At 70.3% G+C, this 23,082-nt stretch carries 24 protein-coding genes; 17 read left to right on the top strand and 7 right to left on the bottom strand.

The features are described from left to right. Nucleotides 1–4 precede the first annotated feature (4 nt). Nucleotides 5–847: a hypothetical protein gene (locus ACZ6ZD_RS07030; RefSeq protein WP_465669189.1), complete on the top strand. Its 843-nt coding sequence runs from the start codon at nt 5–7 to the stop codon at nt 845–847. A gap of 116 nt (nt 848–963) precedes the next feature. Here ACZ6ZD_RS07030 and ACZ6ZD_RS07025 read toward each other — a convergent pair whose 3' ends face one another. From ACZ6ZD_RS07025 to ACZ6ZD_RS07015, 3 genes are all read right to left on the bottom strand, one after another. Then, nucleotides 964–2,385: an aromatic amino acid lyase gene (locus tag ACZ6ZD_RS07025; RefSeq protein WP_465669187.1), complete on the bottom strand. Its 1,422-nt coding sequence runs from the start codon at nt 2,383–2,385 to the stop codon at nt 964–966. Nucleotides 2,386–2,521: 136 nt separating this feature from the next. Next, complete coding sequence (locus tag ACZ6ZD_RS07020; protein WP_465669185.1) at nt 2,522–2,767, bottom strand: type B 50S ribosomal protein L31; 246 nt, start codon at nt 2,765–2,767, stop codon at nt 2,522–2,524. Then, entirely contained in the window at nt 2,764–3,873 is a 1,110-nt protein-coding gene (locus tag ACZ6ZD_RS07015; RefSeq protein ID WP_465669183.1) for a CobW family GTP-binding protein, read from the bottom strand. The genes ACZ6ZD_RS07020 and ACZ6ZD_RS07015 overlap by 4 nt, the downstream gene beginning before the upstream one ends. 74 nt (nt 3,874–3,947) lie before the next feature. Here ACZ6ZD_RS07015 and rpmG point away from each other — a divergent pair, with 74 nt between their 5' ends. Both rpmG and rpsN read left to right on the top strand, forming a co-directional pair. Beyond that, the gene (gene rpmG / locus ACZ6ZD_RS07010; RefSeq protein WP_171674025.1) at nt 3,948–4,115 is read left to right on the top strand and encodes a 50S ribosomal protein L33; all 168 of its coding nucleotides are present in this window, start codon (nt 3,948–3,950) and stop codon (nt 4,113–4,115) included. Continuing rightward, nucleotides 4,115–4,420, top strand: coding sequence for a 30S ribosomal protein S14 (gene rpsN / locus ACZ6ZD_RS07005; protein ID WP_465669181.1), 306 nt, complete (start codon nt 4,115–4,117; stop codon nt 4,418–4,420). The genes rpmG and rpsN overlap by 1 nt, the downstream gene beginning before the upstream one ends. Nucleotides 4,421–4,624: 204 nt before the next feature. On the opposite strand, the gene ACZ6ZD_RS07000 is transcribed toward rpsN, so the two are convergent. The 3 genes from ACZ6ZD_RS07000 to ACZ6ZD_RS06990 are packed head-to-tail and all read right to left on the bottom strand — an operon-like array spanning nt 4,625 to nt 6,497. Next, entirely contained in the window at nt 4,625–5,383 is a 759-nt protein-coding gene (locus tag ACZ6ZD_RS07000) for an IclR family transcriptional regulator (RefSeq protein WP_465669179.1), read from the bottom strand. Between the two features lie 23 nt (nt 5,384–5,406). Beyond that, the gene (locus ACZ6ZD_RS06995; protein ID WP_465669177.1) at nt 5,407–5,604 is read right to left on the bottom strand and encodes a hypothetical protein; all 198 of its coding nucleotides are present in this window, start codon (nt 5,602–5,604) and stop codon (nt 5,407–5,409) included. Beyond that, nucleotides 5,601–6,497: a GNAT family N-acetyltransferase gene (locus ACZ6ZD_RS06990; protein ID WP_465669175.1), complete on the bottom strand. Its 897-nt coding sequence runs from the start codon at nt 6,495–6,497 to the stop codon at nt 5,601–5,603. Before ACZ6ZD_RS06990 ends, ACZ6ZD_RS06995 begins: the two co-directional genes overlap by 4 nt. A gap of 106 nt (nt 6,498–6,603) precedes the next feature. On the opposite strand from ACZ6ZD_RS06990, the gene hutH reads away from it, so the two are divergent. From hutH to hutI, 9 genes are all read left to right on the top strand, one after another. Then, a complete protein-coding gene (hutH, locus tag ACZ6ZD_RS06985) occupies nt 6,604–8,154 on the top strand; it encodes a histidine ammonia-lyase (protein WP_465669173.1) in 1,551 nt (516 codons plus the stop codon). A gap of 13 nt (nt 8,155–8,167) precedes the next feature. Then, on the top strand, nt 8,168–9,826 hold the full coding sequence (gene hutU, locus ACZ6ZD_RS06980) for a urocanate hydratase (protein WP_465669171.1): 1,659 nt from the start codon (nt 8,168–8,170) through the stop codon (nt 9,824–9,826). A 138-nt stretch (nt 9,827–9,964) separates the two neighbouring features. Further along, entirely contained in the window at nt 9,965–10,966 is a 1,002-nt protein-coding gene (locus ACZ6ZD_RS06975) for an ABC transporter ATP-binding protein (RefSeq protein ID WP_465669169.1), read from the top strand. Beyond that, nucleotides 10,963–11,622 carry an ABC transporter permease gene (locus tag ACZ6ZD_RS06970; protein ID WP_465669167.1) on the top strand — a complete coding sequence of 220 codons (660 nt, stop codon included), beginning with the start codon at nt 10,963–10,965 and terminating at the stop codon, nt 11,620–11,622. Before ACZ6ZD_RS06975 ends, ACZ6ZD_RS06970 begins: the two co-directional genes overlap by 4 nt. Then, complete coding sequence (locus ACZ6ZD_RS06965; protein ID WP_465669165.1) at nt 11,619–12,329, top strand: ABC transporter permease; 711 nt, start codon at nt 11,619–11,621, stop codon at nt 12,327–12,329. Before ACZ6ZD_RS06970 ends, ACZ6ZD_RS06965 begins: the two co-directional genes overlap by 4 nt. A gap of 21 nt (nt 12,330–12,350) precedes the next feature. Then, complete coding sequence (locus tag ACZ6ZD_RS06960) at nt 12,351–13,280, top strand: ABC transporter substrate-binding protein (RefSeq protein WP_465669163.1); 930 nt, start codon at nt 12,351–12,353, stop codon at nt 13,278–13,280. 383 nt (nt 13,281–13,663) lie between these two features. Further along, nucleotides 13,664–14,620: an allantoate amidohydrolase gene (locus ACZ6ZD_RS06955; RefSeq protein ID WP_465672638.1), complete on the top strand. Its 957-nt coding sequence runs from the start codon at nt 13,664–13,666 to the stop codon at nt 14,618–14,620. Continuing rightward, nucleotides 14,617–15,927 (top strand): formimidoylglutamate deiminase, encoded by a 1,311-nt coding sequence (locus tag ACZ6ZD_RS06950; RefSeq protein WP_465669161.1) that lies wholly within the window; start codon nt 14,617–14,619, stop codon nt 15,925–15,927. The genes ACZ6ZD_RS06955 and ACZ6ZD_RS06950 overlap by 4 nt, the downstream gene beginning before the upstream one ends. Further along, nucleotides 15,924–17,087 carry an imidazolonepropionase gene (hutI, locus tag ACZ6ZD_RS06945; protein WP_465669159.1) on the top strand — a complete coding sequence of 388 codons (1,164 nt, stop codon included), beginning with the start codon at nt 15,924–15,926 and terminating at the stop codon, nt 17,085–17,087. The genes ACZ6ZD_RS06950 and hutI overlap by 4 nt, the downstream gene beginning before the upstream one ends. 31 nt (nt 17,088–17,118) lie before the next feature. Here the strand turns inward: hutI and ACZ6ZD_RS06940 are convergent, their stop codons facing one another. Further along, nucleotides 17,119–18,024 (bottom strand): DUF559 domain-containing protein, encoded by a 906-nt coding sequence (locus ACZ6ZD_RS06940; protein ID WP_465669157.1) that lies wholly within the window; start codon nt 18,022–18,024, stop codon nt 17,119–17,121. Between the two features lie 328 nt (nt 18,025–18,352). Here ACZ6ZD_RS06940 and ACZ6ZD_RS06935 point away from each other — a divergent pair, with 328 nt between their 5' ends. From ACZ6ZD_RS06935 to ACZ6ZD_RS06915, 5 genes are all read left to right on the top strand, one after another. Next, nucleotides 18,353–18,652, top strand: coding sequence for a hypothetical protein (locus ACZ6ZD_RS06935; RefSeq protein WP_465669155.1), 300 nt, complete (start codon nt 18,353–18,355; stop codon nt 18,650–18,652). Nucleotides 18,653–18,846: 194 nt separating this feature from the next. After that, nucleotides 18,847–20,709 (top strand): molecular chaperone DnaK, encoded by a 1,863-nt coding sequence (gene dnaK / locus ACZ6ZD_RS06930; protein WP_465669153.1) that lies wholly within the window; start codon nt 18,847–18,849, stop codon nt 20,707–20,709. After that, nucleotides 20,706–21,365 (top strand): nucleotide exchange factor GrpE, encoded by a 660-nt coding sequence (gene grpE, locus ACZ6ZD_RS06925; RefSeq protein WP_465669151.1) that lies wholly within the window; start codon nt 20,706–20,708, stop codon nt 21,363–21,365. Before dnaK ends, grpE begins: the two co-directional genes overlap by 4 nt. Nucleotides 21,366–21,383: 18 nt before the next feature. Continuing rightward, nucleotides 21,384–22,565 (top strand): molecular chaperone DnaJ, encoded by a 1,182-nt coding sequence (gene dnaJ / locus ACZ6ZD_RS06920; protein ID WP_465669149.1) that lies wholly within the window; start codon nt 21,384–21,386, stop codon nt 22,563–22,565. Next, nucleotides 22,565–23,035: a heat shock protein transcriptional repressor HspR gene (locus ACZ6ZD_RS06915; RefSeq protein ID WP_465669147.1), complete on the top strand. Its 471-nt coding sequence runs from the start codon at nt 22,565–22,567 to the stop codon at nt 23,033–23,035. The genes dnaJ and ACZ6ZD_RS06915 overlap by 1 nt, the downstream gene beginning before the upstream one ends. Nucleotides 23,036–23,082 lie beyond the last annotated feature (47 nt).

Below are 23,082 nucleotides of genomic sequence, written 5' to 3'. Positions count from 1 at the left end.
GGGTATGGACATTTTGGGCGCAGGGCGGGATTTCGTACGGCGTGAGGCGCGGCTGGTCGAGAATCGGTTGTTCGCGACGGTTTTCGAGGGGGCTGAGCCGGCGGGGGTGGTCGACGCGCTGCGCGGGTACCAGAACGCGGACGGCGGGTTCGGGCATGGGCTGGAGCCGGACAAGCGGTGTCCGGACAGCTTGGGGCTGGACGTCGAGACGGCGTTCGACATCCTGTTGGCGGCCGGGGCTCGGGATGCCGAGATGGTCGGGCGGGCCGTTGAGTGGCTGGCGTCGGTGGCTACGGCCGAGGGGGCGGTTTCGCTCGCGGCGCCGGTGATCGAGGGCTACCCGCGGGCGGCGCATATGAGCGAGTGGACCTACGAACCGAGTCTCAATCCCACTGCTGGGTTGGTTGGCCGGTTGGGGAAGTTGGGTGTCGAGCACCCGTGGGTCGAGCTGGCTGGGGCCTGGTGTGCGGAGCAGCTGCGTAATGGGTTGCCGACCGAGGCGCATTCGTTGCATGAGTCGTTGGAGTACTTGGAGTACGCCGGTTCGGTCGAGCTCGATCGGGTTCGGGAGTGGCTGCCGAAGCTCTCCTACTTCCGGGCTGACGCCGCCGACCCGTCGTACGGCGTGACGCCGCTGCACCTCGCGCCGACTCCGGACAGCGTCTGGGCCGGGTTGTTCACCGAGGCCGACCTGGAGGCGCATCTCGATCGGCTGATCGCCGACCAGCAGGAGGACGGCGGCTGGGCCATCACCTGGGAGCCGCCGGGGCAGGCGGCGACGCTCGAGTACCGCGGCATCGTCACCGTCGGTGCGCTCCGCACCTTGAAGGCCTACGGACGGCTCTGATCCGAAGGGGCGGACCGCTCCCACTCACCAACTGCTTCCGACGGGGGTTTTCGGGGGTCGGCTGAGCGTGCCGGACCGCGCGCTGCGGAGGTTGGTGAGTGTTGGCGGTCCGCCTTCTAGGCGGACTCGGCTGGGTGTTCGACTTGGCGGTCGCCCCACTGGGTCAACAGGCCGCGGGCGATCTCGAGGTCTTCGCGGAGTGAGCGGTCGGTGAGGTCGCCGGGGAGGGCGGCGAGGGCGTCGGCGAGCCAGGGGGCGATGGCGGCGGGGGCCAGGGCTTCGGGGGTGAGGCCGGCCAGGCGGGTGGCGCGGACGGCGGTGACCAGCTCGCTGGCGATGACCTCGCGGAGGGCGTCGAGGAGCTGGGCGGTGAGGACGGCGGCCTGTGGGGCGAAGCTCGCGTGGTGTTCGGCGCCGCGGGACAGCGTCGCGGTGCCGAGGGTGGCGGGCTGCGCGGCGGATCGGACGGCGGCGAGCGCGTCGTGGGCCACGTACTCGATCATCATCACGCCGGAGCTGGCCTCGGCGCCACTGGCCAGGAAGCGGCTGAGGCCGGTGAAGTCCGGGTCGACCAGGTTCGCGACGCGGGACGTCGAGAGGGTCGCGACACTGTGCAGGCTCAGGCGGAGCGAGTCGAGGGCGAGCGCGATCGGCATCGCGTGCCAGTTGCCGTTGTGCAAAACGGTGTCCCCGGCGACCAGCGGGTTCTCCGCCGAGGCGTTGATGTCGATGCGAAGACTGTTGCCAAGGGCATCGACATGGTCGACGGCCGGGCCGAGGACCTGCGCGAAGGCGCGCAGTCCGAACGGGTCCTGGACCCGGGCCGGCGGCAGCGGCAGCCCCTCGAGCAACCCGCGCATCCGGCGCGCGACCCGGACCTGGCCCGGTTGCGGACGCGCTTCGTGCACGCGGACGTCGTACACCTCGGCGTTACCGCGCAGCGCGACATGCGAGAGTGCGCCGACGATCGGGACGACGTTGATCAGCGTCGCGGCCTCGACGTACGCGAGACAGCACTCGGCCAGGGTGAGCGCGTTGCTGGAGAGCAGGGGTAGGGCGCTGGTGCCGTCGATGACGTCGCCGAGGGCGAGGCCGAGCTCGGCGAGCGGGCCGAGATCGCCGGTGCCGATCGCGCCGCCGCGATGCAGGTCGGGCAGGTCGCCGTCGTTGAGCAGCGTGATGATCGCGTCGGCGACCTCGGGCTCGAGCCCGGAGCCGCCGGCGGCGAGCTGGTTCACCCGGATCAGGAGGCCGAGGCGGATGACGTCGTTCGGATAGGACGTCGTACCGGTCGTCGAGTGCGATCCGAGCAGACGGGCGCCGTGTTCGGGGTCGGCGGTCAGGACGTCGCGGTTGGCGCCGACACCCGTCGTCCGCCCGTACACGGGCTGTCGTTGGGCCACCTCCGCGACCGCGCTCGCGGACTCCTGCATCCGCTTCCGGGCCTCGTCACCCAGCCGCACCGCGGTCCGCCGCTGCGCCAGCGCGACGGCGTCCAACGGCGCCAATCCAACCCCGGAAAGCTCCACCGGCTCCATTGGCCCAGTGTGCGACCGGTAGGCCTCGCCTGGCAGCCGCCGCGCCCGGATCGGCGTCTGAGATCCGAGACAGATCGGTCCGGACATGCGAAAGGGCCCACTCCGCCCCGAGTGAGCCCTTCCGCAGTTCTGGGGGTTACGACTGGCCGTAGCGCTTCTTGAACTTCTCCACGCGGCCCTGCGTGTCCATCACGCGCTGCTGACCCGTGTAGAACGGGTGGCTGGCCGACGAGATCTCCACGTCGATGACGGGATAGCTGTTCCCGTCCGTCCAGACGATGGTCTCGCTGCTCTCGCGCGTCGAACCGGTGAGGAAGCTGAAGTTGCCGGACTTGTCCCGGAAGACGACCCGGCGGTAGTCGGGGTGAATGCCGTTCTTCATGCTGCGGTACTTCCTTCCAGATAAGGGGCGAACGGATCGGTCAGTGGATGAACCGCTTCGTCCGCACGCAGGACACAACCGTCGAGGCGGTCGGTTAATTCCCGGACGTCGAGGCCGACGCCGGTGATGGACAGGTACGACCCGCGGTCGCCGTGCTCGGGGTGCCACTCCAGGGCCGAGCGGGCCTGGTGCTGCTGGCCGACACTCGCCCAGCGGTCGGCCGGGAGGTCGGCGAGCCAGGGGCCGAGGACGCCGATCGCGATATTCGTGCCGAAGCTGTCCCAGCTGAGCCGGCTGCGGTGCTGGGTCGCGATCCAGACCGTCCCGCGACCGCGCGCCGTCCCGGCGACGAGCTCCTCGAGGACGTCGTACAGACGCTCGGGGTGGAACGGGCGAGGGGACTGCCAGACCAGCGTCCGGACCGGGCCGTCCTGGTGGATCGGCGCGGTGATCGAGCCGGGCTCGGTCCTGGTCTCGGCGGCATCCGGGTCGTGCAGGCGGACGGCGAGCAGGCCGGCCGGGGTGGTCTGGACGCGTACCTGCGGGTTGATCGCCTGGACCAGGGCCCGCGTGGTCTCGTCATCCGAGCTCAGGACGGCGGCGTCGGCGTACTCGACCTGGCGGGCGACGACCTCGGCGATCGCGCGGCCGTCTTCGGCGGCGGTGGCGATCCCGCGGTCCTGGATCAGCTCCTCACCGGTCAGGTCGACGACGACGGTCGCGGTGTCGATCGCGGTGATGACGGCGTCCACCCGGAGGTCGCCGCCGCCGTCGCGGGCGATCTCCTCGGCCAGGGCCTGGGTGTCCCCGGCGCCGGGGACCGACACGATCGCGACGGCGTACCGATCGACGGCCGCGATGCTGCGGAGCAGCTGGACCAGCGTGCCGCGCATGGCGCACGAGACGCACGGGTGGCCCATCGTGATCACCTCGCGGTCGATCACGCCGGTCGCCGTCCGCGCGATCCGGACGACCTCACCCTTGGGCAGGTCGCGGACGTCGTACTCGACCAGGACACCGGTCGGCCCGGCGGTGGCCAGCAGGCCGGCCCCTGTCGTCCCGCGAAAATCCTCGTCGACCCCGGTCAGCAAGGTCACCGGCAGCATCCGCACTCCCGCCTTATTGAAAATGATTACCACTACAAGGTACACTGAACCGCGTACTTGAGGAAAGGAACAGTATGGCCAAGAGCAACGAGCTCCGTCCGATCGTCAAGCTCCGCAGTACGGCGGGCACGGGGTTCACCTATGTAACGCGGAAGAACCGCCGGAACAATCCCGACCGGCTGGTCATCCGTAAGTACGACCCGAAGCTGCGGCAGCACGTCGACTTCCGCGAAGAGCGCTGATGGCCAAGGCCAGCAAGATCGCCAAGAACGAGCAGCGCAAACGCGTCGTCGCCCTGTACGCCGAGCGCCGGGCCGAGCTCAAGCGGATCATCGCGGCGCCGACCACCCCGGTCGCCGACCGCGAGGCCGCCCAACTGCGGCTGCAGAAGCTCCCCCGCGACGCCAGCCCCATCCGGGTCCGTAACCGCGACGTGGCCGACGGCCGCCCCCGCGGCTACCTCCGCAAGGCCGGCATCTCCCGAGTCCGCTTCCGCACGATGGCGCACCGCGGCGAGTTGCCCGGCATCACCAAGTCCTCCTGGTAACCCCCCGAACCCGCCGCGACGTGGATGCCGCGGCCGACGACGACCCTCCGAGCTCAGGTGGCCCGGAGGGTCGTCGTACGTTCAGACCCGCCCCACCGGCTCGGGCCCGGACGCCCAGCCCATCACAATCCGCTACGGCGACCTGGCCTACGCCTGAAGGCCGCCCGAGGCCGCCATTGTGATGGCCTGTGGAACCGGACTTCCTCAGCCGTGGAGGCGTCTGGTTAGGGCGGTGGCGGCTTGGCGGAGGCGGTGGGTTAGGGCGGGGTGGTCGGCGGGGGTGAGGGTGTCGGTGCGGAAGGTGATGGAGATGGAGGCGGCGGGGTGGCCGGCGTGGTCTAGGGCGGCGGTGGCGAGGGAGGCCAGGCCGGGGGTGATGTGGCCTTCTTCGAAGGCGTAGCCCTGGCGTTTTTCGTCGGCGAGGAGGCGGCGGAGCTGGGTGAGGGACTCGGGGCCTTTGTCGGTGCGGCGGACGAAGGAGTCGGGGGTGGGGAAGAGGGCGCGGACCTGGGCCGGGGGGAGTTCGGCGAGGAGGGCCCGGCCGGAGGCGGTGAGGGTGGCGGGGAGGCGGACGCCGACGTCGGTGACGAGGGTGACCGGGCGTGGGGGTTGTTCTTTGAGCAGGTAGACGAGTTCACGGCCGTGGAGGACGCCGAGGTGGGCGGTTTGGCCGATCTCGGCGACCAGTTGGGCGAGGAGTGGGCGGGCGAGGCGTTCGAGGGGGTCGTGGCGGAGGTACGCCGAGCCGATCTCGAAGGCGGCGACGCCGAGGGTGTAGCGCTTCTCCTCGGGGAGGTGGACGACGAAGGCCTCCTCGATCATTGCGCGCAGCAAGTGGTACGTCGAGGAGCGTGGCAGACCGACCGCGGAGGCGATGCGCTCCATCGGTACGGGGCCGGGTTGGGTCGCCAGGAAAGTCAGCACCCGCAGGGTGCGGGTCGAGGCCGGAACGTTGCCGCTCACAACGGCAGGGTAACTGCCCCGTCTCAGATTCCGGACGATTGACGAGGCGAATTCTTCGCCGGACGCCGCCGGAGGCGCCAGCGGATCAACTCGCCGACGACAGCGACCGCGAACAGACCGCCCGCGACCGGCCAGTCGAAGTAGTCGTCACCTGACACCAGATAGCCGATCCCCAGCGCGAGCCCGAGGAAGAACAGCAGCGACAGCGCCAACCGGGTCACAGGGTCTTCTCCGCGGTCCACGCCGTCCCGGCGACGCGGTACCCGAGCCACTCGTTGACCGCGAGCATCGGCTTGTTGTTCGCGTCGTTCCCGGTGAAGGCGCTGAGCAGCCCGGCGTCCCGCGCGCGGCTCAGCGCGACCGCCTTGACCAGCTTCGCCAGCCCGCGCCCGCGCGCCGCCGGGATGCTACCGGTGGACGCCGACCAGGTGACTCGACGCTCCGGGTCGGCCGTCGTGGTGGTGAAGGCGAGCACGGTGTCGCCGTCCAGGACGGCGACGCTCAGGTCCCGCCGCAGGTCCGGGTGGTTCCACTCGCTGGCGAGCCAGTCCTCGTACGGCGGCGCTTCGGACAGCCCGCTCGGGTCGTCGTCCGCGGTCGCGGCGAGCGCCTCCCAGAGCGCTCGCGGCTCAACAGCGTCGAAATCGGCCACCCGCAGACCCTCCGGCGCCGCCGGCGCATCCGGTACGGCGCTCAAATCGGCGGCCGAATGGCTCAGCTCGCGCCCGAGCGTGTACCCGCGGGCCGCGCTGAACCGCCGCGACGCCTCGTCGTCCGACACCACGATCAACAGCGAGGCCGCACCTGCTTCGGCGGCCGCCGCCTCGATGCGAGTAGCAAGCGCCGAGCCGATCCCTTGCCCGCGGTACGCCGGGGACACGTGCACCGTGATCCGGACGCGGGGCGCCGACTCGTCCGGCTCCGGCAGGTAGACGTTGCCGTAGCCGACCACCGCTGAGTCGACGAGCGCGATCAGCACCACCCGGTTCGGATTCGTCCGCAGACCCGCCTCGATCGCCCGCGCCGTCTGCACCAGATGCGGCATCGCCGCCGCCCACACGCGGGCGATTCCCGCCGCGTCTCCCGGCGTCGCCGGCCGAATTTCGAACCCCATACGCCGACTCTAGTGCGCGTGTGGGGCCAGCGGATGTCTCAGATTCGAGACAGAATCGGCGTGTCAGCGACTTACTTCGGGTGCCGACAAGCGGTCCAATGAGCGAGTGGAACAGACCAGCAGCACGGTGATCGTCGGAGTCGGCCCCCTGAGCGCGGCCGAGGTCGTCGCGGTGGCGAGGGACGGCGCGCAGGTCCGGATCAGCGACCAGGCGCTCGAGGAGATCGCGAAATCGCGCGCCGCCATCGAGGCCCTCGCCCACGCGGACACCCCGCACTACGGCGTCTCGACCGGCTTCGGTGCGCTCGCGACCCGGCACATCGCGCCCGAACTCCGCGCCCAGCTGCAGCGCAGCCTGGTCCGCTCGCACGCCGCCGGATCCGGTGCCGAGGTCGAGACCGAGGTCGTCCGCGCTCTCGCGCTGCTCCGCCTCTCCACGCTCGCCACCGGCCGCACCGGCGTCAAGGTCGAGACTGCACAGGCGTACGCCGGTCTGCTCAACGCGAAGCTGACCCCCGTCGTCCACGAGTACGGCAGCCTCGGCTGCTCCGGCGACCTCGCGCCGCTCTCGCATGTCGCGCTCGCGGTGATGGGCGAAGGTCAGGTTCGCGATGCCGACGGCAACCTTCGGGACGCCGGCGAGGCGCTGCGGGCCAACGGTCTGCAGCCCGTGACGCTGGCCGAGAAAGAAGGGCTCGCGCTGATCAACGGCACCGACGGCATGCTCGGCATGCTGGTGCTCGTGCTCGCGGACCTCGATCGCCTGGTGAAGACCGCCGATATCGCCGCCGCGATGAGCGTCGAGGGCCAGCTCGCCACCGACCGGGTCTTCGCCGCCGACCTGCACGCGCTTCGTCCCCAGGTCGGGCAAGGTCTGGCGGCCGCCAACCTGCGCACGATCCTCGCCGACAGCGGCGTCGTCGCCAGCCACCGCGGCCCGGACTGCAACCGCGTCCAGGACGCGTACTCGCTGCGCTGCTCACCCCAGGTGCACGGCGCCGTCCGCGACACCGCCGTCCACGCGGCCACGGTCGCCGATCGCGAGCTCGCCGCGGCGATCGACAACCCGGTCGTCCTGCCGGACGGCCGCGTCGAGTCCAACGGCAACTTTCACGGCGCGCCGGTGGGTTACGTCCTCGACTTCCTCGCGATCGCCGTCGCGGATCTGGCCAGTATCAGCGAACGACGGACCGACCGCTTCCTGGACGTCGCGCGCAACCACGGCCTGAACGCCTTCCTGGCCGACGATCCCGGCGTCGACTCCGGGCACATGATCGCGCAGTACACGCAGGCCGCGATCGTCTCGGAGCTGAAGCGGCTCGCCGTCCCGGCCAGCGTCGACTCGATCCCGAGCAGCGCGATGCAGGAGGACCACGTCTCGATGGGCTGGTCCGCCGCGCGCAAGCTGCGCAAGTCGATCGACGGGCTGCAGCGCGTTCTCGCGATCGAGATCCTGACCGCCGCGCGGGCGCTCGACCTGCGCGCCCCGCTCACGCCGTCCCCGGCCACGGCGGCCGTCCGGAATGCCCTCCGGACGTACGTCGAGGGCCCGGGGGCCGACCGCCATCTGGCCCCGGAGATCGAGCACTCGGTCCGTCTGGTTGCCGATGGCACCTATCTGCACACTGCCGAGGCCGTCACCGGCCCGCTCCTCTAGAAGGGATCACCCCATGTCCTCCGGACCCCGTCCCGTGCGCGCCCCTCGCGGTACGACGCTGACCGCCCAAGGCTGGCAGCAGGAAGCCGCGCTGCGGATGCTGCAGAACAACCTCGACCCCGAGGTCGCGGAGCACCCCGACGAGCTGGTCGTGTACGGCGGCTCCGGCAAGGCGGCCCGGGACTGGAACTCCTTCGACGCGATGGTCCGCACGCTGACCACACTGAAGGCCGACGAGACCATGCTGGTCCAGTCCGGCCGTCCGGTCGGGGTCATGCAGACGCACGAGTGGGCGCCGCGGGTCCTGATCGCGAACTCGAACCTGGTCGGCGACTGGTCCAACTGGGAGGAGTTCCGCCGCCTGGAGGCGCTCGGGCTGACGATGTACGGCCAGATGACGGCCGGTTCCTGGATCTACATCGGGACGCAGGGCATCCTGCAGGGCACCTACGAGACGTTCGCCGCGGTCGCCGCGAAGAAGTTCGGCGGCACGCTGGCCGGGACCGTCACGCTGACCGCCGGCCTCGGCGGGATGGGCGGCGCGCAGCCGCTGGCCGTCACGATGAACGACGGCGTCGCGATCTGCATCGACGTCGACTCGTCCCGGATCGACCGCCGGATCGAGCACCGCTACCTCGACGTCCGGGCGTCGTCCGTCGACGAGGCGCTGAGCCTGGCCGAGGAAGCGCGCAAGGCCCGGCGTCCGCTGTCGATCGGTGTCCTCGGCAACGCGGCCACGATCGTCCCGGACCTGCTGCAGCGCGGCGCGCCGATCGACATCGTCACCGACCAGACGTCGGCGCACGACCCGCTGATGTACCTGCCGGTGGGCGTCGACTTCGACGACTGGACGACGGCGCGGGAGAAGGACCCGAAGGGGTTCACCGAGCGCGCGCAGGAGTCGATGGCGCGGCACGTCGAGGCGATGGTCGGCTTCCAGGACGCCGGCGCCGAGGTGTTCGACTACGGCAACTCGATCCGCGACGAGGCCCGCAAGGCCGGGTACGCGCGCGCCTTCGAGTTCCCCGGGTTCGTCCCGGCGTACATCCGGCCGTTGTTCTGCGAGGGCAAGGGCCCGTTCCGGTGGGCGGCGCTGTCGGGGAACCCGAAGGACATCGCCAAGACCGACCAGGCGATCCTCGACCTGTTCCCGGACAACGAGCACCTCAGTCGCTGGATCAAGATGGCCGGCGAGCGGGTCGCGTTCCAGGGCCTGCCGGCCCGGATCTGCTGGCTCGGCCAGGGTGAGCGGGACAAGGCCGGCGTCCGGTTCAACGACATGGTCGCCTCGGGTGAGCTCGAGGCTCCGATCGTGATCGGCCGGGACCACCTGGACACCGGCAGCGTGGCCTCGCCGTACCGCGAGACCGAAGGAATGCTCGACGGCTCGGACGCGATCGCGGACTGGCCGTTGCTGAACGCGATGGTGAACGTGTCGTCCGGCGCGTCGTGGGTGTCGATCCACCACGGCGGCGGCGTCGGGATCGGCCGCTCGCTCCACGCCGGTCAGGTATCGGTTGCCGATGGCACCGATCTGGCCCGGCAGAAACTGGAGCGGGTGCTCACCAACGATCCGGCCATGGGCGTGATCCGCCATGTCGACGCCGGGTACGACATTGCTGAGCGGGTCGCCGCCGAGCGTGGGGTGCGGGTTCCGATGCAGGAGTCCTGAGTACCGGCTGCGACCGGCTCATTCCCTACCGTTATGGTGCACTTTCCCGCGGACCGAGATTACCCCCGATCACCTGTTTTGGGGGGCTCGGTCCGCTAGGGTCAATCGGGCGACCGACGACAAGCGCGAAAGGGCGCCATGATCGAGTTCAAGGACGTCACCAAGAGGTATCCGGACGGCACCGTCGCCGTCGACAACCTGTCCCTGCGGATCCCGAGCCACCAGATCACCGTATTCGTCGGCCCGTCCGGCTGCGGTAAGACCACCTCGCTGCGGATGATCAACCGCACCATCGAACGCAGCAGCGGGACGATCTCGATCGACGACGAGGACATCAACTCCCAGGACGCCGTCCAGTTGCGGCGCGGGATCGGGTACGTCATCCAGCACGCGGGCCTGTTCCCGCACAAGACCGTGCTCGACAACGTCGCGACCGTCCCGAAGCTGCTCGGCTGGGACAAGACGAAGACCCGCAGCACGGCGCTGGAGCTGCTCGAGCGGGTCGGTCTCGACCTCAAACTCGCCGATCGCTACCCGGCCCAGCTCAGCGGTGGCCAGCAGCAACGAGTCGGCGTCGCGCGGGCGCTGGCGGCCGATCCGAAGATCCTGCTGATGGACGAGCCGTTCAGCGCGGTCGACCCGATCGTCCGCAACCAGCTCCAGGAGGAGCTGCTCCGGCTGCAGCGCGACATCGGTAAGACGATGGTTTTCGTCACCCACGACATCGACGAGGCGGTCAAACTCGGCGACAACGTCGCCGTCCTGCGCGTCGGCGGCAAGCTGGCCCAGTTCGCCCCGCCGGCCGAGCTGCTCGCGAACCCGGTCGACGAGTTCGTCGAGAGCTTCATCGGTAAGGACCGCGGTTACCGCGCCCTCACGTTCGTCACCGCCGACAAACTGCGGCTGACCGACGTCCCGGGGGAGCTGGCCCGCGCCGAGGACGGTACGCCGAAGGGCTGGGCGAACGGCTCAGGTGAGCTCGAGCCGATCGGCGCGACCTTCCAGCGCGGCGATTCGCTGCGCGCCGCGATGGACGCCGTCCTCACCTCCCCGGTCGGCAAGGGCGTCTGCGTCGACGAGACCGGCAAGGTCGTCGGCGTCCTCGAGTACGCCGCCCTCGCCGAAGCGATTCGCTCATGAGTTGGATCGGCGACAATTCCGCTCTGATCTGGGAGCAACTGCGCGAGCATCTTTATCTGGCGTTGATTCCGATGGTGCTCGGGCTGCTGATCTCGCTGCCGCTGGGGTACGTCGCGACGCGGTACAGCTGGCTGGCGAACCCGTTGGTCGCGCTCGGCGGGGTGCTCTACTCGCTGCCCTCGATCGCGTTGTTCATCGTGCTGCCGGCCGTCCTCGGGACGGGCATCCTCTCGCCGGTCAACATCATCGTCGCGCTGACCATCTACGCCGTCTCACTGCTGATCCGGAACGTGATCGACGGGTTGCGCTCGGTGCCCGAAGAGGTTCTGCAGGCGGCAGTGTCGGTGGGCTACGGCACACTGCGCCGGGTGCTCACCATCGACCTGCCGATCGCGATCCCGGTGATCTTCACCGGGCTGCGCGTCGTCACGGTCGCGAACATCTCGATGGTCAGCGTCGGCGCGATCATCGGCGTCGGCGGCCTGGGCGAGCTGTTCACCCAGGGCTTCCAGCAGGACTTCCTGACCCCGATCATCGTCGGCGTCGTCCTCTCGCTGGCGCTCGCGCTGATCTGTGACGTCGCGCTGGTCGGCCTGCAGCGGCTGCTCACGCCGTGGGCGCGCGCGATCGCGCCGGTGAAGGAGGCGATCGCATGATCCAGGGGCTCTTCGACTTCCTCGGCGACTCGGTGAACTGGTCCGGCTCGGAGGGGATCCCGGTCCGGCTGGCCGAGCATCTCGGCTACACGTTCCTGTCGCTCGCGATCGCCGCGCTGATCGCGTTCCCGGTCGGGCTGCTGATCGGCCACACCCGGCGCGGCGCGTTCGTCGCGATCAACACGGTGAACGCGTGGCGCGCGCTGCCGACGCTCGGCCTGCTGACGCTGATCGTGCTGCTGATCGGGATCGGGCAGGTGCCGGTGATCATCGCGCTGGTGGTGCTCGGCGTCCCGCCGATCCTGGCCTCGACGTACGCCGGGGTCGCGGGGGTCGACCGGGCGACCATCGACGCCGCCCGCGGGATGGGGATGACCGGCCGCGAGATCCTCACCAAGGTGGAGATCCCGATCGCGCTGCCGCTGATCATCTCCGGGCTGCGCAGCGCCACCCTGCAGATCGTGTCCACCGCGACCGTGGCGGCGTACGTCGCGCTCGGCGGGCTCGGGCGCTACGTGATCGACGGACTGGGGGTCCGTGATTTCCCGCAGATGCTGGCCGGCGCCGTGCTGGTCGCACTGCTCGCGATCGTGCTCGACCTGGCCTTCGCCTTCATCGGGCGGTACGCCGTCTCGGCCGGGCTGACCGGGCGCATTCGCAAGACCCAGAAGAACTCGACCGCACCGGCACCGGCCGGCGCGCACTGAGAACGGACCCTGGAGGACCCCGTGTTCAGAAGAACCTTCATCCGTAGCGCCATCGCCGCGTCGGCGGTTTTCGCCCTCGCGGCCTGCGGGGGTGGTGGTGACCCGCTGTCGAGCGGCGGTGACGCCGGCGGCGCCGCACCCGACAAGGTCGACTCGATCACGGTCGGGTCGGCGAACTTCGCCGAGAGCCAGGTGCTCGCCGAGATCTACGCCCAGGCGCTGGAGGCCAAGGGCATCAAGGTGACCAAGAAGCTCAACATCGGCGCCCGTGAGGTCTACATGGCCGCCATCCAGGACAAGTCGATCGACCTGCTCCCGGAGTACACCGGCGCGACGCTGGTCTACTTCAAGAAGGACGCCACCGAGAACGAGGCCGAGGCCGTCTACAAGGCGATCCAGCCGGCGTTGCCGAAGGGCCTCGAGGTGCTGGACAAGTCGGCCGCCGCGGACGAGGACGCGATCGTCGTGACCAAGGCGACCGCGGACAAGTACTCGCTGAAGTCGATCGCCGACCTGAAGCCGGTCGGCAAGGAGCTGGTCGCCGGCGGCGGTCCCGAGTTCAAGACCCGCAAGGCCGGCGTGGCCGGGATGAAGGACGTCTACGGGATCGAGTTCAAGGAGTTCAAGTCGCTCGACCCGGGCGGCCCGCTGAGCCTGAAGGCGCTGCTCGACAACACCGTCCAGGTCACCCAGTTCTTCACCACGCAGTCCGTGATCAAGGACAACAACCTGGTCGTGCTCGAGGACCCGGAGCACATCCACCTGCCGAACAACATCGTTCCGCTGATCCGCACCGACCACAAGAGCCCGGACGTCGCCTCGACCCTGAACGCCGTCCAGGCCAAGCTCACCACCGAGGGCCTGACCGACCTGGTCAAGCGCATCGACGTCGGCAAGGAGAGCGCGGACGCGGTCGCCAAGGACTGGCTGTCGAAGAACCCGCTGGCCTGACCTTGAGTTTCGAATCCCTGTGGGCAACCCAGTCCGCCATCGGCCGTGACCCCGACACCGGCGGTTACACCCGAGGCGGCTGGACCCCCACCGAACGCGAAGCCACCCACTGGTTCCTCGCCGAATGCGCCACCCGAGACCTCACCGTCGAATCCGACGGCATCGGCAACCTCATCGCCTGGTGGGACCCCACCGGTGGTGCCCCCGGCTCCGCCGGAGTCCCGGGGTACGGCCCCGACACGTCCGGCTCCGCCGGGTCCGGCGCTCGTGGATCCGGCTCCGCCGGGCACGGCGCGGGCTCATCTCTCCACGCACCCGGCGGGGAGCCGGCCGGGGGGCCGGCTGCACGCCGGGGGGTTGTTACCGGGAGTCATTTGGACTCGGTGATTGATGGTGGGGCTTTTGATGGGCCGTTGGGGGTGGTTTCTGCGTTGGCGGCTGTTGATCGGTTGCGGGCGGAGGGGTTTACGCCTGGTGTGCCGATCGGGGTGGGGGCGTTCGTGGAGGAGGAGGGGGCTCGGTTCGGGATGCCTTGTTTGGGGTCTCGGGTGGCGGCGGGGGTGTTGCCGGCGGAGAAGGCTCTGGGGCTGACGGATCGGCAGGGGGTCAGTCTGCGGGCCGCGCTGGAGGCGGACGGGGTTGATCCGGCTGGGGTCGGGCCGTCGCCGTTACTGGCGAAGATGGGGACGTTCGTCGAGTTGCATGTGGAGCAGGGGCGCGGGTTGACGGCGCCGGTGGGGGTGGCCAGTTCGATCTGGCCGCACGGGCGGTACCGGTTCACGTTCACCGGTGAGGCGAATCATGCGGGGACGACGTTGATGGAGGACCGGCACGATCCGATGCTCACGTACGCGATGACGGCGCTGGCCGCGAACAAGCAGGCCCGGCTGGCGGGCGCGCGGGCGACGTTCGGGCGGTTGTCGGTGGAGCCGAACGGGACGAACGCCGTCCCGTCCACGGTGACCGCCTGGCTGGATGCGCGGGCGGCCGACACGGCGACGCTGGAGTCGTTGCTGGCGGCAATTACCCGGCAGGCCGTCGAGCGAGCCGAGCGGGACGGGACGACGGTGGTCGTGACGCCGGAGTCCGTGTCGCCGATCGTGGACTTCCCGGCCGGGCTGCGGGACCGGATCGTCGACGTACTCGACGGCGCGCCGGTGCTGCCGACCGGCGCCGGGCACGACGCCGGCGTGTTCTCGGCGGCGGGGATCCCGACCGCGATGCTGTTCGTCCGCAACCCGACCGGGGTCTCGCACTCACCGGCCGAGTTCGCCGAAGAAGATGACTGTCTGGCCGGTGTCGAGGCGCTGGCCGCCGTACTGAAGGACCTCGCGAAGTGACGTCGTACTGGTGCTCGACCGCTCTCCTGCCCACCGGCGTCGCCGCGGGCGTCCTGATCACCGTCGCCGACGGCCGGATCGCGTCGGTGCAGACCGACGCGGCCGCCGGTGACGCGATCCGGCTCGCCGGGCTCGTCCTGCCCGGCCTGGCGAACTGCCACAGCCACGCGTTCCACCGCGCCCTCCGCGGCCGGACGCAGACCGAGCGCGGCACCTTCTGGACGTGGCGCGAGCAGATGTACGCCGTCGCCTCTCGCCTCACCCCGGACACGTACTACCAGCTCGCCCGCGCCGTCTACGGCGAGATGCTGCTCAGCGGCATCACCGCGGTCGGCGAGTTCCACTACCTGCACCACGCTCCCGGCGGCCGCAGCTACGACGACGCGAACGCGATGGGCGCGGCGCTGATCGCCGCCGCCCAGGACGTCGGCGTCCGGATCGCCCTCCTCGACACCTGCTACCTCGCCGGCGGCATCGACCAGCCGCTCAACGACGTCCAGCAGCGGTTCAGCGACGGCGACGCTGCGCGCTGGGCCGGGCGCGTGTCGGAGCTGAAGGGCTCGGACGACGTCGTGATCGGCGCGGCCGCGCACTCGGTCCGCGGCGTCCCGCAGGATCAGCTCGGCGCGGTCGCCTCCGCGTTCCCCGACGTCCCGCTGCACATCCACCTGTCCGAACAGGTCGCCGAGAACACCGCCTGCCTGGAGGCCTACGGACGGACGCCGTCCCAGGTGCTCGACGAGGTCGGCTTCCTCAGCGGCCGGACGAGCGCCGTCCACGCGACCCACCTGACGAACGTCGACATCGGCCTGCTCGGCAGCTCGGCGACGTACTCCTGCTTCTGCCCGACCACCGAGCGCGATCTGGCCGACGGGATCGGCCCGTCCGTCGCCCTGCGTGACGCCGGCTCCCGCCTGACCCTCGGCTCGGACAGCCACGCCGTCATCGACCTCTTCGAGGAGATGCGCGCGGTCGAGCTCGACGAGCGGCTCGCCTCCCAGGAGCGCGGCCACTGGTCGGCGCCGGAGCTGCTGGCCGCGGCGACCGTCGACGGCCACCGCTCGATCGGCTTCCCCGACGCCGGCCGGATCGAGGTGGGCGCCCGCGCCGACCTGGTCGCCGTCCGCCTCGACAGCGTTCGCACCGCGGGCACCGGCGGCAGCGCCGAGACCGCGGTCTTCGCCGCCTCCGCGGCCGATGTCACCGACGTGATCTCCGGCGGCCGCCATTTGGTTGCCGAAGGCAAACACAATGACCTGGACGTGGCCGCCGAGCTGGCCGCTTCGATCGGAGCCGTGACCGCATGACCTCGCTTCTGGTGACCGGGATCGGCTCGCTGGTGACCAACGACCCGGCGTACGGCGGTCCGCTCGGCGAGCTCACCGACGCCGCGCTCGTCGTCGACGGCAGCAAGATCGCCTGGACGGGCCCGCGCCTGCAGGCCCCCGCGGCGGACACCTCGATCGACGTCGGCGGTCGCGCGGTCATCCCCGGTTTCGTCGACTCGCACTCGCACCTCGTCTTCGCCGGTGACCGCGCCGCCGAGTTCGCGGCCCGGATGACCGGGACGCCGTACTCCGCCGGCGGCATCCGGACGACGGTCGCCGCCACCCGCCAGGCCACCGACGAACAGCTCACCGCGAACGTCGCCCGCCTGGTCACCGAGATGCGCCGCCAGGGGACGACGACGGTCGAGATCAAATCCGGCTACGGCCTCAGCGTGGCCGACGAGGCCCGGTCGCTGGAGATCGCGCGGCAGTTCACCGACGAAACGACGTACCTCGGCGCGCACGTCGTCCCTGCCGACCACGCCGACGACCCCGCGGCGTACGTCGAGCTCGTCACCGGCCCGATGCTGGACGCCGTCGCCCCGCACGCCAAGTGGATCGACGTCTTCGTCGAGCGGGGCGCCTTCGACGCCGACCAAGCCCGCACGATCCTGAAAGCCGGCCAGGCCCGCGGTCTGCAGCCCCGCATCCACGCCAACCAGCTCGGCGAGGGCCCCGGCGTCCAGCTGGCCGCCGAAGTCGGCGCCGCGGCCGCCGACCACTGCACCTACCTCACCGATGCAGACGTCGACGCCCTCGCCCAGTCCGGCGTCGTCGCCGGCCTTCTCCCCGCCATCGAGTTCTCCACCCGCTCGCCGTACCCCAACGCCCGCCGCCTCCTCGACGCCGGCGTCACCATCGCCCTGGCCACCGACTGCAACCCAGGCTCCGGCTACTCCTCCTCCATGCCCTTCTGCATCGCCCTCGCTGTCCGCGAAATGCACCTGACCCCCGCAGAAGCCCTCTGGTCCGCCACCGCCGGCGGCGCCGCCGCCCTCCGCCGCACCGACATAGGCCACCTACGCCCCGGCGCCCAAGCCGACTTCGCCGTCCTCTACGCCCCCTCCTACCTCCACCTCCCCTACCGCCCCGGCGTCCCCCTCATCACCCAAACCTTCACCACCGGCCGCCCCCTCTAGCCCGAGCTGCACCGCCACGCCATCACAATGGTCAGCCGGCCAGTGCGGTGAGCGTGCCGCGGCCGACGTCGATCGCGTTGTGATGGCCTGGCGGTCCGGCAATCGCTGCTCGGACCGCGGCGATCACCCAGGTCGAGTCGAACATCACGTCCTCCCAGGTGAAGCGGAGCAGGCGCCAGCCGCGGATCGTGAGGTTGACGTGGCGGCGGCAGTCCCGGGCCAGGTCCGCGCGTTTGCTGTGGAAACCGAAGCCGTCGGTCTCGAGCGCGACCTGGAGCCGGCTGTGGCCCAGGTCGAGGCGGGCGTAGAACGCGCCGTCGCGGACGACGAGCTGCGGTTCGAAACCGTCGATCCGTGCCTCGATCAGCGTTGCGCGGAGGGCCGACTCCAACGGCGACTCGGCCCGGCCGTCGGCCGCCGCCGCGACGCGGCGCGCTCGCCGGGAGCCGGGGCCGACGAGGTCAGCGGCCCCGACGCGGAGTTGAGATCGGTCGACGGCGCCGCACCGCACCGCGGAGTCGGCTACGGCGAGGCCCGCGGCGAACGGCAGCGTACGGGCGCAGTCGAGCACGGTTCGGAGTTTGGTCGTGTACCAGTCGTCGGACGGAACGTCGTCCGCCCAGTGCAGCTCGCAAGGAATCGGGCTGAGCCGTCGGTGCTGACCGCGCGGCACCGTGACCTGCGGCTGGTCGGGCAGGTCGAGGACCGCGAAGCCGTACTCGAGTGCGGCGCTCGAATGCGATACCAAACCACCTTGGGCGCGGGCCGCGGCGAGTGGGTCGGGGAGTGGCGGTAGCGCGTAGACGCCCTTCGCGATCCGCCGGATGTCTCCGGCCGTCAGCGCCGCACGAATCGCGCGGCCCGAGGCGACCGCGCGGAGCTGCCCGAAGGTCGCGGCGCCGCCGCGCCGGCGCAGCAGGTCGGTGATACCAGGCATGCACCGAGCTTGACGGATCAGCGGCGCGCGGCGGGGAGGTTATCCACAGCCGGATCGCCGGCCCATCACAATGCGCCGCAGAGGGCCGCGCCCCGCGGCGCGCGGCCGCCGCACCGCGATTGCAATGGCCTGGCGGAACGGGCCCTACCCGAGTTGCTTCTCTAGGAGAGTCACTTCGGTGCCGTCGGGGCGGTGGTGGGTGGTCAGGGGGGTGTAGGCGCGGGATTGGTGGAAGGCGGGGGCGGCGGGGTCGGGGGTTTGGGTGCGGTGGTGGGTGACGGCTCGGTCGAAGGGGGTGGCGGCGCGTTCGATGGCTCGGTAGACGGCGGTGTGGGGCGTCGACGACGATGCGGTCGATGTAGAGGAAGCGGTCGGCGTAGGTGGTGGTGAACCAGGTGAACTCGAGGCCGTCGAAGGCGGAGCCGGGGGTGAAGGTGAGGACGAAGCCGATCGGGCGGGTGTCCTGTTCGACGACGACGGCGTGGGCGGCGATCAGGCGGAGCCAGTCGAGGCGGTCGAGTCCGAGCGGGTCGACCTGGCCGGCCGCGGCTTCGTTGAGGGCGAGCACCGCGGCGTAGTCAGCGGGTGTCAGGGGGCGGAGTCTCACGTGATCAGCGTCGCACGGTAAGCCCTTTCCCCGGGAGGGGGCACCCTGGTGCGACCCCGGTCCCGACCCCGAAATCCGGGGTACGCCTTGGGAATGACCTGGGCGGTGTGCAATGTTGAGTCCAGTGAACTCAAGTTTGTTCAGTCACGGATTTGAAACCGGAGCGACCGAACGGCAACATTGAGTCTGTATCACTCAACTCGTGGAGGTAAAGCATGGCCCGCGCGGTCGGTATCGATCTCGGTACGACGAACTCCGTCATCGCCGTACTGGAAGGTGGCGAGCCCACCGTCATCCCCAACGCCGAGGGAGCGCGGACGACGCCCTCGGTGGTGGCCTTCGCCAAGAACGGCGAGGTCCTGGTCGGCGAGGTGGCCAAGCGCCAGGCCACCACGAACGTCGACCGGACGATCCGCTCCGTCAAGCGGCACATGGGCGAGAGCTGGAACGTCGACATCGACGGCAAGAAGTTCACCCCGCAGCAGATCAGCGCGTTCGTGCTGCAGAAGCTGAAGCGGGACGCCGAGGCGTACCTCGGGGAGCAGGTCACGGACGCGGTCATCACCGTGCCGGCCTACTTCTCCGACGCGCAGCGCCAGGCGACCAAGGAGGCCGGTGAGATCGCCGGTCTGAACGTGCACCGGATCGTCAACGAGCCGACCGCGGCCGCGCTGGCCTACGGCCTGGACAAGGGCGCCGAGCAGACCATCCTGGTCTTCGACCTCGGCGGCGGCACCTTCGACGTGTCGCTGCTGGAGATCGGCGACGGCGTCTTCGAGGTGAAGGCCACCTCCGGTGACAACCACCTCGGCGGCGACGACTGGGACCAGCGGATCGTCCAGTGGCTGGTGACGCAGTTCAAGAACAAGAACGGCACCGACCTGTCCGGTGACAAGATGGCCATGCAGCGTCTGCAGGAGGCCGCGGAGAAGGCGAAGATCGAGCTCTCCAGCGCCGCCGAGACCAGCATCCACCTGCCGTACCTGAGCCTGACCGACTCCGGCCCGCTGCACCTGGAGGAGAAGCTCTCCCGGGCCGAGTTCCAGAAGCTCACCGCCGACCTGCTCGAGCGCGCCCGCGCGCCGTTCAAGGCCGTCATCAAGGACGCCGGCGTCGACGTCTCCAAGGTCGACCACGTCATCCTGGTCGGCGGCTCCACCCGGATGCCGGCGGTCGCCGAGCTGGTCAAGGAGCTGACCGGCGGCAAGGACCCGAACAAGGGCGTCAACCCGGACGAGGTCGTCGCGGTCGGCGCCTCCCTGCAGGCCGGTGTGCTGAAGGGTGAGGTCAAGGACGTCCTGCTGCTGGACGTGACCCCGCTGAGCCTCGGCATCGAGACCAAGGGCGGCGTCTTCACCAAGATCATCGAGCGGAACACCACGATCCCGACCAAGGGCTCGGAGATCTTCACCACCGCCGAGGACAACCAGCCGTCGGTGATGATCCAGGTCTACCAGGGTGAGCGCGAGATGGCCCGCGACAACAAGTCGCTCGGCAACTTCGAGCTGACCGGCCTGCCGCCGGCGCCGCGGAACGTGCCGCAGATCGAGGTCACCTTCGACATCGACGCGAACGGCATCGTGCACGTCAACGCCAAGGACCTGGCCACCGGCAAGGAGCAGCGGATGACGGTGACCGGCGGCTCCGCGCTGCCGAAGACCGATATCGACCAGATGGTCAAGGACGCCGAGCAGTACGCCGAGGAGGACCGCAAGCGCCGCGAGGCGGTCGAGTCCCGCAACCAGGCCGAGGGCCTCGTCTACCAGACCGAGAAGTTCCTGTCCGAGAACGAGGACAAGATCCCGGACGACGTGAAGACCGAGGTCAAGGACGGCGTCGCGGAGCTGAAGAAGGCGCTCGAGGGCACCGACGACGACGCGATCAAGGCGGCGTCCGAGAAGCTCGCGCAGTCCAGCCAGAAGATGGGCGCCGCGATGTACGCGAACGCCCAGGCCGCGGGCGGCGCCGAGGGTGACGCGCAGGCCGACGGCGAGACCAAGGCCGACAATGACGACGACGTCGTCGACGCCGAGATCGTGGACGAGGACCGCCCGCAGGACAAGACGGAGGACAAGTGACGGATCGACCCACTGGCAGCGAGTTCGGCGACGGCGAGCCCGTCGTCCGGGACAAGCGCCGGATCGACCCGGACACCGGTGACGTGCGGGAGCCGAACGCGGCTCCCGCGGGTCAGCCGCCGCGCGGCGACGCCGATCCGTCCGACCTGATCGGTCCGTCCGCGCAGGAGGCGCTGCTCACCGAGGCCCTCGCCGAGCGGACGGCGGATCTGCAGCGCCTGCAGGCCGAGTACGTGAACTACAAGCGCCGCGTCGACCGGGACCGGGAGGCCAGCCGCGAGCTGGTCACCGGCTCGGTGCTGACCGAGCTGCTCGGCATCCTGGACGACGTCGGCCGGGCCCGCGAGGCCGGTGAGCTGGAGGGCGCGTTCAAGGCGGTCGCCGAGTCGCTGGAGCGGGCCACCGAGAAGCTCGGCCTGGAGAAGTTCGGCGAGAAGGGCGATGCCTTCGACCCGCGGATCCACGAGGCCCTGCTGCACAACTACTCCGACGAGGTCGACGGCCCGACCGCGACGATGGTGATGCAGCCGGGTTACCGCCACGGCGAGCGGATCCTGCGGGCGGCCCGGGTGGCCGTCTCGGAGCCCACCGAGCAACTGCCGGACAAGCCGGCGGAGAGCGCACCGGATGAAGACGCGGCTAACACCGCGGAGTAGCGGGAGGGGAGGCGTCGAGTGAGTACGAAGGACTGGCTCGAGAAGGACTTCTACAAGGTTCTCGGCGTCTCCAAGACCGCCGAGCAGGACGAGATCAAGAAGTCGTACCGCAAGCTCGCGCGGAAGTACCACCCGGACTCCAACCAGGGTGACGCTTCCGCGGAGGCGAAGTTCAAGGAGGTCTCCGAGGCGTACGACGTCGTCGGGGACGCCAAGAAGCGCAAGGAGTACGACGAGGCGCGGCGGCTGTTCGGCAGCGGCGGCTTCCGGATGCCGGGCGGCGGTGGTCAGGGCGGCGGCGGGTTCAACTTCGACGTCGGTGACCTGTTCAACCGCGGCGGCGGCCAGGGCGGCGCCGCCGGGGCCGGCGGTCTGGGCGACATCCTGGGCGGCATGTTCGGCGGCGGCGGTCGCTCGTCGACCAGTACGTCGACGGCGCGGCCGCGGCGCGGTCAGGACATCGAGACCGAGGCGACGATCGAGTTCGGCGAGGCCGTGAACGGCGTCACCGTCGCGTTGCGGATGACCAGCGACGAGCCCTGTAAGACCTGCCGGGGGACGGGCGCGAAGTACGGCACGGTGCCGAAGGTCTGCCTGAAGTGCGAAGGCACGGGGATGCAGACCTCGGTCCAGGGCGGTGTGTTCGCGATGACCGAGCCGTGCACCGAGTGCAAGGGTCGCGGCCTGGTCGTCGACCAGCCGTGCGAGACCTGCCACGGCTCCGGCCGCGGCCAGTCGAGCAAGACCATGCAGGTCCGGATCCCGGCCGGGGTCCAGGACAACCAGCGGATCCGGCTCAAGGGCAAGGGCGCGGCCGGTGAGCGAGGCGGCCCCGCGGGCGACCTCTACGTCACCGTGCACGTCCACTCGCACCGGATCTTCGGTCGTCAGGGCGAGCACCTGACGCTGAACGTCCCGGTGAGTTTCACCGAGGCGGCGCTGGGTGCGGAGATCAAGGTCCCCACGCTCGACGGCCTCCCGGTCACGGTCCGGATCCCCGCCGGTACGGCGAACGGCAGCAAGCTGCGCGTCCGCGGTAAGGGGTCCGCCCGGCGGGACGGCACCAAGGGCGACCTGCTGCTCACGCTGCAGGTCCAGGTGCCGCACGAGCTGACCGACGAGCAGCGCGCGAAGCTGCAGGAGTTCAACTCGGCGTCCGACCAGCCTGATCTGCGCTCCGGGTTGTTCGGGAGTTCCTGATGACCTCAGGACCGAGGAGCCGCCCGTTCAGCCAGGTGCCGACCTGGGACGACCGCACCCCGATCTACGTGATCTCGGTGGCGGCTCAACTGGCCGGGATGCATCCGCAGACGCTGCGGCAGTACGACCGGCTCGGCCTTGTGGTGCCGAGCCGGGCGTCCGGCCGTGGCCGGCGGTATTCGGCGTACGACGTGGCGCGGCTGCGCTACGTCCAGCACCTCTCGCAGGAAGAGGGGGTGAACCTCGCGGGTATTCGGCACATCCTCGCGCTACAGTCGGAGGTGGAGGAGCTGCGCTCGAAGCTGAACCAGCTCCTGGCCGAAGTGCAGCGCGGTGTCGGCGTCTCGCGACGCAGTACCGCAAGTCGGGTCTTCTCGGCTGGGCCGGCCGGTGACGTGATCGCCATGGGCCGCCAGCAGACGACCACCCGATGGATCCGGACCCAGCCGCTGGAGCTGGGCTCACGCTGAACCACCGGAGGTTCTCGAACCCCACCCCTCGGGGCCTCCGGATCCGG

It is taken from the genome of Kribbella sp. NPDC104218 (genome assembly GCF_055584105.1).
Note: the sequence above shows the minus strand (reverse complement) of the source record. Positions and strands in the feature narration are given on the sequence as shown.

Coding starts and splice junctions, on each gene's coding strand:
- ACZ6ZD_RS07030 (WP_465669189.1), top strand. CDS start 5: ATGGACATTTTGGGCGCAGGGCGGGATTTCGTACGGCGTGAGGCGCGG.
- ACZ6ZD_RS07025 (WP_465669187.1), bottom strand. CDS start 2,385: ATGGAGCCGGTGGAGCTTTCCGGGGTTGGATTGGCGCCGTTGGACGCC.
- ACZ6ZD_RS07020 (WP_465669185.1), bottom strand. CDS start 2,767: ATGAAGAACGGCATTCACCCCGACTACCGCCGGGTCGTCTTCCGGGAC.
- ACZ6ZD_RS07015 (WP_465669183.1), bottom strand. CDS start 3,873: ATGCTGCCGGTGACCTTGCTGACCGGGGTCGACGAGGATTTTCGCGGG.
- rpmG (WP_171674025.1), top strand. CDS start 3,948: ATGGCCAAGAGCAACGAGCTCCGTCCGATCGTCAAGCTCCGCAGTACG.
- rpsN (WP_465669181.1), top strand. CDS start 4,115: ATGGCCAAGGCCAGCAAGATCGCCAAGAACGAGCAGCGCAAACGCGTC.
- ACZ6ZD_RS06990 (WP_465669175.1), bottom strand. CDS start 6,497: ATGGGGTTCGAAATTCGGCCGGCGACGCCGGGAGACGCGGCGGGAATC.
- hutU (WP_465669171.1), top strand. CDS start 8,168: ATGTCCTCCGGACCCCGTCCCGTGCGCGCCCCTCGCGGTACGACGCTG.
- ACZ6ZD_RS06975 (WP_465669169.1), top strand. CDS start 9,965: ATGATCGAGTTCAAGGACGTCACCAAGAGGTATCCGGACGGCACCGTC.
- ACZ6ZD_RS06970 (WP_465669167.1), top strand. CDS start 10,963: ATGAGTTGGATCGGCGACAATTCCGCTCTGATCTGGGAGCAACTGCGC.
- ACZ6ZD_RS06965 (WP_465669165.1), top strand. CDS start 11,619: ATGATCCAGGGGCTCTTCGACTTCCTCGGCGACTCGGTGAACTGGTCC.
- hutI (WP_465669159.1), top strand. CDS start 15,924: ATGACCTCGCTTCTGGTGACCGGGATCGGCTCGCTGGTGACCAACGAC.
- ACZ6ZD_RS06940 (WP_465669157.1), bottom strand. CDS start 18,024: ATGCCTGGTATCACCGACCTGCTGCGCCGGCGCGGCGGCGCCGCGACC.
- dnaK (WP_465669153.1), top strand. CDS start 18,847: ATGGCCCGCGCGGTCGGTATCGATCTCGGTACGACGAACTCCGTCATC.
- ACZ6ZD_RS06915 (WP_465669147.1), top strand. CDS start 22,565: ATGACCTCAGGACCGAGGAGCCGCCCGTTCAGCCAGGTGCCGACCTGG.